The organism is Salipiger bermudensis, from assembly GCF_017309175.1.
Lineage (GTDB): Bacteria > Pseudomonadota > Alphaproteobacteria > Rhodobacterales > Rhodobacteraceae > Salipiger > Salipiger bermudensis.
In genome coordinates this window covers 1-7,085 of the sequence record NZ_JAEKJV010000036.1, presented here as the reverse complement: position 1 = coordinate 7,085, position 7,085 = coordinate 1, and the positions used below count along the sequence as shown (strand labels likewise).

6 protein-coding genes and 1 pseudogene are annotated in these 7,085 nt (G+C 59.6%); 2 read left to right on the top strand and 5 right to left on the bottom strand.

The features are described 5' to 3' along the window. Positions 1-75 precede the first annotated feature (75 nt). Positions 76-1,317: an SbcC/MukB-like Walker B domain-containing protein gene (locus tag JF542_RS24035; protein ID WP_340689180.1), complete on the bottom strand. Its 1,242-nt coding sequence runs from the start codon at positions 1,315-1,317 to the stop codon at positions 76-78. A gap of 101 nt (positions 1,318-1,418) precedes the next feature. On the opposite strand from JF542_RS24035, the gene JF542_RS24030 reads away from it, so the two are divergent. Continuing rightward, positions 1,419-2,687 (top strand): IS256 family transposase, encoded by a 1,269-nt coding sequence (locus tag JF542_RS24030; protein ID WP_207077700.1) that lies wholly within the window; start codon positions 1,419-1,421, stop codon positions 2,685-2,687. Here JF542_RS24030 and JF542_RS24025 read toward each other — a convergent pair whose 3' ends face one another. Genes JF542_RS24025 through JF542_RS24015 form a run of 3 tightly spaced genes read right to left on the bottom strand, consistent with a single transcriptional unit; the run spans position 2,688 to position 5,516 of the window. Next, entirely contained in the window at positions 2,688-3,149 is a 462-nt protein-coding gene (locus tag JF542_RS24025; protein WP_207077699.1) for a hypothetical protein, read from the bottom strand. After that, positions 3,109-4,428 (bottom strand): AAA family ATPase, encoded by a 1,320-nt coding sequence (locus JF542_RS24020; RefSeq protein WP_207077698.1) that lies wholly within the window; start codon positions 4,426-4,428, stop codon positions 3,109-3,111. Before JF542_RS24020 ends, JF542_RS24025 begins: the two co-directional genes overlap by 41 nt. Continuing rightward, positions 4,425-5,516, bottom strand: coding sequence for an exonuclease SbcCD subunit D (locus JF542_RS24015; RefSeq protein ID WP_242533921.1), 1,092 nt, complete (start codon positions 5,514-5,516; stop codon positions 4,425-4,427). The genes JF542_RS24020 and JF542_RS24015 overlap by 4 nt, the downstream gene beginning before the upstream one ends. Here JF542_RS24015 and JF542_RS24010 point away from each other — a divergent pair. Further along, a complete protein-coding gene (locus JF542_RS24010) occupies positions 5,490-6,425 on the top strand; it encodes a BrxR family transcriptional regulator (protein WP_207077702.1) in 936 nt (311 codons plus the stop codon). The genes JF542_RS24015 and JF542_RS24010 overlap by 27 nt on opposite strands. A gap of 152 nt (positions 6,426-6,577) precedes the next feature. Here the strand turns inward: JF542_RS24010 and JF542_RS24480 are convergent. Next, positions 6,578-6,964: pseudogene (locus JF542_RS24480) on the bottom strand (hypothetical protein); the annotation flags it as partial. Positions 6,965-7,085 lie beyond the last annotated feature (121 nt).

Sequence of the window (7,085 nt, the reverse complement as noted above, 5' to 3'; positions counted from 1 at the left end):
GCCCAGAACCTCGCCCAACATGGCATCTCCCGCTAAGACACGTGCATAACTACGTCTTTATGCACGTGTCTTAGCTCACCCAGCCTTCGTCAGGCAGGCGGCTTCAATCGGGCGGTTACCCTCTGTCAGCGCAGCAAGAACTTGGATCACCTGATCCAACGTGCCCGCCCCATTCTCGGTGTCGAGGCTCCCGAAGCCTTCATCGATAAAAATTGTGTCCATCCGGATCTTGCCCGAAAGGCTCTCGACCACATCAGCTAGCCCAAGCGCGAGGGCCAGTGCCGCGATAAAGGTTTCGCCGCCTGACAGCGTTGCTGTCGGGCGCGCCTTGCCGGTGTTGATGTCGAAGACCTCGATTTCGAGCCCACGCTTGCCGCGACCGCCAGATGCCTCGAGCCCACGCATTAGCCGGTAGCGACCACGTGTCATAGGGTCGAGCCTCATATTCGCCGCCTCGAGAACCTGGTCGAACATTGCTCCGATCGCGAAGGTCTCGAGTGTCATCTTGAAATCGTTCTTGCCGTTAGCCAGATCAGCCAGCCCCCGGAGCGGACCGGTCTCAGTTTCAAGCCGCTCGGTTTCGGTCAGAGCCGCGGCAAGCGATTCCTTGAATTTGGTCAGTGACGATACATCCGTTCTCGCTGTGGCAAGTGCAGCGTTGGCCGCGTTCAAGGTCTGGGTGGCGTCTGCCAACGCCAGCTGAAGCGGGGCAAGATCCGGGCGTTCACGATCTGCGCAAGCGGCTATGGCGTTCTGCAGTGTCGTGCGAGCAGCGATCAATCCATCGCGGTGATCGGTCACCTTCTTGGGGTCGGCGTCTAGAGTCGGGAAATGGCTCTTGCAAGCATCATATCCCGCTTTGTCCAGCCCAACCTCGGTAAGCCGAGCGTCAAAATCACCTTGGGCCTTTTTCACGCGCTGTTGCTGCGCATCGCGCGCCCGCTTTGCTGCTTCAAGCTGCTCGTGCGCACGGGTGAGCGTTTCACTGGCGGCTCGGTCCTGTTGCGTCGCCACTTCCAGCGCCTCGGAGAGTTGCCTTTGCTCTCTCTGTAAAGCCTTCCGTTGAGCGACAACCGCCTCGGGCGTGCGCAGACCTTCCGGCAGAGCTTCGATCACTGTGTCCAGCTTAGCGCGCGCGCCGGCAAGAGCGGTCTCGGCCTTTCCCGCAGCGGTGCGCGCCGTAGCCTCGGCAGTTTCAGCCTCGGTCAGTTTCAGCTTGAGTTGAGCCAACTGCTCCGCCATCGCGTCTAAATCGACCGCTTCTCCAAGCCCGGCGACGTCGCCTTCAAGCCGTGCGATTTCAGCTTCGAGTTCCACCAACGTGAGCTATGCCGGGAAATGGGTGACGGGGTTTGAGAGGGCGGCGTATCGTGGCGGGTGTCGAAGCCTGCCAGATCTTCCAAAAGGAACGATACGCCATGGAGAAGACTACAGACATCATCGCCTTTCGTCAGCCGGAATCTGTGGATGATCCGCTGACCGAGATCGCGCGCGACGGGGCGCGCCGAATGCTGGCTGCCGCACTGCGGGCCGAGGCCGACGCCTTCGTGGCGCAGTATGCCGAAGAGATCCTGCCGGATGGTCGCCAGCGGGTTGTTCGACACGGCTACGGTCCGGAGCGTAGCATCCTGACCGGGATCGGGGCGCTCGACGTGCAGCGCCCGAAGGTGCGCGACCGCGCCCCCGATGTGCCAGCCGAGAAGAAGATCCGCTTCAGTTCTGCGATCTTGCCGAAATGGGCGCGGCGCTCAAGAAGCCTCGATGCTCTCCTGCCGGTCCTCTACCTGCGTGGCATCTCGATGGGAAATTGCCAGGAGGCGCTGGCCGCAATCCTGGGGAAAGACGCGCCCAACCTGTCGCCGGATGTGGTCTCGCGCCTGACCGGGGAGTGGCAGCAGGAATACGACCGTTGGCAGCGCCGCGATCTCTCGGCCCGGCGGTATGTCTACATCTGGGCGGACGGTGTCTACCTACAGGCTCGGATGGAGCCGCAGGCCGAGTGCATGCTGGTCATTCTTGGGGCCACGCCTGAAGGGAAGAAGGAGCTCGTCGGCTTCCAGGTCGGCTTGCGCGAGAGCGCGCAGAGCTGGCGTGAACTGCTGGTCGACATCAAGGCGCGCGGCCTCGCGGTTCCGCCTGAGATTGCCGTGGGCGACGGAGCCATGGGGTTCTGGAAGGCGCTCGACGAGGTCTTCCCAGGCACGCGCCATCAAAGATGTTGGGTCCACAAAATCGCCAATGTGCTCAACAAGTTCCCGAAATCCATGCAGCCGGCGGTGAAGGCCGACCTGCGTGAGATCTGGCAGGCTGAAACCCGCGCCGCGGCGCAAACCGCGATGAATACCTTCGCCGAGAAATACGGCGCCAAATATGAAAAGGCCGTGACCTGCCTGACCAAGGACAGCGAGGCGTTGCTCGCCTTCTACGACTTCCCGGGCGATCACTGGGATCACCTGCGCACGGGAAACCCGATCGAGAGTGTCTTCGCCACTGTTCGGCACCGGACTGTCCGAACAAAGGGTGCGCTGTCGCAGAGGACGGCGAAGCTCATGGTCTTCAAGCTCGTTCAGGCTGCCGCCAAGACATGGCGCCGCCTGAAGGGCGCGAACCAGTTGCCTTTGGTTATCGAAGGCGTCACATTCACCGACGGCGTAGCCACCAGCGTCGCCGAAAATCGCGCCGCATGATCAGGCCGCATCACCCAAAATCCCGCATAGCTCCACCAACGTGCGCTCAGGACTTTCCTGTTCCTCCAGCGCCCGCTTCTTTTCGTCGAGCCGCATTCGAAAATTACCGAGTTCGCTTTCGGCCCGAACTCTGGCTTCGGACGCAGTTCTCGCCAGAACCTGCGCGCTCCGAAATGCTTCGGTCAAACCAGATTGTTCGGGCGTACCATGGGCAGGCGCAGGATGATCACGGGAAACACAGACGGGGCAGGGCGCTCCTTCGGTCAACTTTTCGGCCAGAATGATCGCTTGCGTGCGCGAAAGCCGTGCCTCGGCTTCTAGCAAGCCCGCGTCAGCGGCTCGTGCAGCGTCAGTTCGTGTCGCCAGTTCGTTCGATGCCTCATCGACATTTCGTTGAGCATCCGCGACAGCTTCTTGCGCCTTAGCATACGCCGCTGCCTTGACCCTTTCGCGCTTGATCAAGCGCCAGATCGGTCGCATCGCGCTGAGACTTGAGCTTCTCTCGGGCATCTATGGCCTCGGTCAGAGCCTTCTTCGCTGAAGCTTCGTCCTTCGCAGCGTCGTCAAACGCGCTTCTAAGAGCCGCTGCTTGACCGACCTGGCTCTCAATCGCCTCCAACCTTGTCAGGTCAGCCTGAACTTGCTGCCGCCGGTCCTCGCCCGACTGTGCCTCAACAAGTTTTTTTCCCGCCACTTCCTTCGCGCCAGTGGCGATGTCTAGTTCCGCCTCGACCTTTGTGACAGCCTCCACCGCATTCCGGCTTTCCTGCTCCGCATCGCGCAAAGCCGTCTCAAGATCACGGGCCTGCATGGCATTCCGGACAGCCTCAATGCGCTTGGCCAGTTCTTCGACCTCGCCCGTTTTCTTTTCTAGATCATCGAATGCCTGCTGTGCCGTGTCGACAGCAGAAAATGCTTTCTCGATTTGCTCGCCTTCGGTCAGAGCTTTGCGCGCGGCTTCGGTAGCGATCGCCGCGCCGTGCTGAATTCCCTGCTTTTCTTCGACTTTAGTTTCGGCTGCGGCAATCCCGAGTTCCAGCGCTTCGGCGCTCTCGAAGCCACGTTCCTCGAGTCGAGCCACGTAGAGAGCGCGCTGGTCGCGCAACGCTCGTTCTGCCTCTGAGGCTTCTTCTTTCAGCCGTGCGGCGAGATCGCGATAGATCTTCACGTCGAAGAGATCACGTAATATCTCGACCCGCGCATCCGTTTTTGCGGCTAGGAACGTCTCGAACTTGCCTTGCGGTAAGAGCACGATCTGTCGAAACTGATCTGCTCCGTAGCCAAGCAGCGCCTCGACCTGCTGCCCCACTAGCGAGACCTTCTTTTCCGCAATGACACGGCCAGACTGACTCGGACCAAGAGTGTCCACGGGAATCCCGGTGACGTCGAACAGCGAGGCTTCCGCTGCGTCTTCAGTGGTCCCTTCACCGCGTGCCTTTGGACGTTCCTGCGCCGGACGACGACGGATCAGGTAGGTCTTGGCGCCCAGCTCAAAGACAAATTCGACTTCGGTAGGTAGATCCGACGCGGCGTGATCCGAGCGTAGTGAACGTGGTTCCTGATCAGTCTTGGTCGGCGCCCCGAATAGCGCGAAGGACATCGCCGAAAACAGCGTCGACTTTCCCGCGCCGGTCTGACCATATATTCCAAACAGACCCGTCTCCAGCGCGGACCGGAAATCGACTACCTCGGTTGTCGCAAATGGCCCGAAGGCTTGAAGCGATAGGCGAATGGGTCTCATGTCTGCTCCTCCCCGGAGGCTACTGCGTGGAGCTTTTCCGCGACGATCGCGACTTCGGTGGCGTTTGGTTCCCGGCCGCGCACAACCTTCACGAAGTCGCCAATCATCTCGATCGGCGTGACCGCGGCCCGCCCGCTGCCGAGCGCCTTGGTCTCCGCAGCGCGCTCCTGCCGGGCATAGGCCAGATGGCAAGCATTGGGATAGGTCGCGCGTAACCGTTTCATCGGATCGATCAGAGGGTTTTCATCCGTCAGGATAGCCTGGATGAAGTCATCAGACGGCGTTCCTTCCAGAAGATCCGAGAATGCCCCGGTAAGCGAGCGAACCTGCCGGATCGGTCGGAACGGTACGATGCGGATCTCGACCCCTTCAGCTTTCAGATCGACGACAGTCATGGATTTTTCGTTTCCCACCTCGTCGAAACCGAAAGCGAGCGGTGCGCCGGAGTAACGAATATGGCTCGCGCCGACTTCCTGCGGCTTGTGCAAATGCCCCAGTGCAACATAGTCCGCCCCATCGAAGACATCGGAGGGAACAGTTTCGATGCCCCCGACTCGCGTCAGGGTGCGCTCGGTCTCGCCGACCGCACCCCCCGCGACGAATGCATGGGCCACGACGACCCAACGCGCCCCATCAGGCACCTGCTCCCTCGCCGCAGCGATCTGGGCGGCAACTACTTCCGCCGGCGCATTAATACTTTCATCCCCGAACACCTCGCGTGCGGCGTATTCATAGGAAAAAGGCAGTGCGGAAAAGGCGACCTCGCCATGCGCGTCACGCAGCACCAGCGGCGCTTCCACCGCATCCGCAATCCCGCGCACCAGCACACGAGACGCGGTGGAAAAGACAGACATTGCCTCGATCCGGTCGCCAGAATCGTGGTTTCCAGAGATCATAACCACAGCGGCTTCGGTCTCCTCTGCCACGCGTTTGAGGAAGCGATTGAACTGCCGGATCGACGAATTGGGCGGCGAGGCACGGTCAAAAACGTCCCCGGCGATGACAAGAACATCGACCCGATCGGCCAAAAGCGTTTCAAGGATCTGACCCAGGATGACCTCATGATCCTCCTCGAGGCTCAAACCCATGAACTGCCGCCCCAGGTGCAGATCTGCCGTATGAAGTATTCGCATCAGATCAATCCATTTTCTATACGTATAGTAAATGTATGGACTATGCGTGCGGAGTCAAGTATTACTCGGCGTATGAGCCTGAAAGCCCTCAAGCACGCGCAACGTGAGCGAATTTTGTTCCTCGACCAATGTCTGACCTGGAGAGGTCAGGCGAACCGCCGCGACTTGATCGAACGCTTCAATATCTCGATGGCACAGGCTGCCGTTGACTTTCGAACCTATCTTTCTCTGACGAATACGCCGCCAGTCTACGATGCCGCAGAAAAGGCCTATTTCTCGACCGGCGGCCACTGCGCATTGACTGAGGCTGGCCCGGAACAAGTTTTCGAATTACTTGATGGCAAGGCGAAATCGCTTGGCGCGAGCATCCCGCTTCCCACTCGCGTGATGGATTCCACTGTCGTCGCACAGCTCTACCGCGCCATGAACGGCGAAAGAGACATCCAGATTACCTACACCTCGATGACAAGCGGCCTCTCCGACCCGCAGTGGATCAGTCCAGTTCAGTTTCATTTTGACGGAGAGGCAATTTATCTCCGCGCATGGAGCTATAATCACGAGGCGTACCGCGATTATCTCCCAATACGAATAACGAAACAAATTAACATGAAAACGCGGGAGAGGCCTGCTCCCCTGCCTTTTGACACGGACTGGAACAGCTTGGTGCGCTTGTGGATACGTCCGCGTTCAGATCTATCTGATGTACAAGCGCGAGCCGTCCGGCTGGAGTACGGCTTTGACGACAAGACGCATTTACTGATCGAAACTCGCAAGGCGCTCGTGTTTTATGTCGTTAGAAGATGGCGACTGAACCAGGAGACTGCGCGGCTCGAGTTGGAAATGACGGAACAGTTGGATACATGAACCAGCTTTTCAGAACCAACTCAGAAACCGCCCGCAAGCTGTTCACGCAGTCCCTACCACATCTCTAGGCCCGACCCCCGAATTTACCCACTCAGGGGTCCCTCAAGCGCAGAGAGCGCTCCTTGATACAATCGCGCACTACCGCCAGCGGATCATCTTGAAATCTCCCCCGCTAACACCGCTCGTCCGTGCACCGCCAAGGTTGCTGAGAACCTCTGACACCCAAACTTGCGGATTACTTCCAGTACTCGCGCTTCGTAGGCAGCGTGACCGATCAAACGACACAGGTCGGACGCGTGGAACTGGCGGTTCGCAGTTGGTGCGGCTTGCATCTGTCTCAGCAATTCGCGCTCTTTTGGGTCCGTTATTGGTCTCGCGGGCGGCTTGACCGCGGGACGAGTTGGAGTTCCCGACGAATTTCGCCATCGGCGCATGAAGCCAAGCAGGAAGCCGGCCGGCACCTTTCCGTTGCCTCGGGACCGATTGAAGGCGAGGAAGCGATCCCAGATGATCTGGGTGTCGATGTTCCAGCAGGGCAACGGTAACCGCCCGATTGAAGCCGCCTGCCTGACGAAGGCTGGGTGAGCTAAGACACGTGCATAAAGACGTAGTTATGCACGTGTCTTAGCGGGAGATGCCATGTTGGGCGAGGTTCTGGGC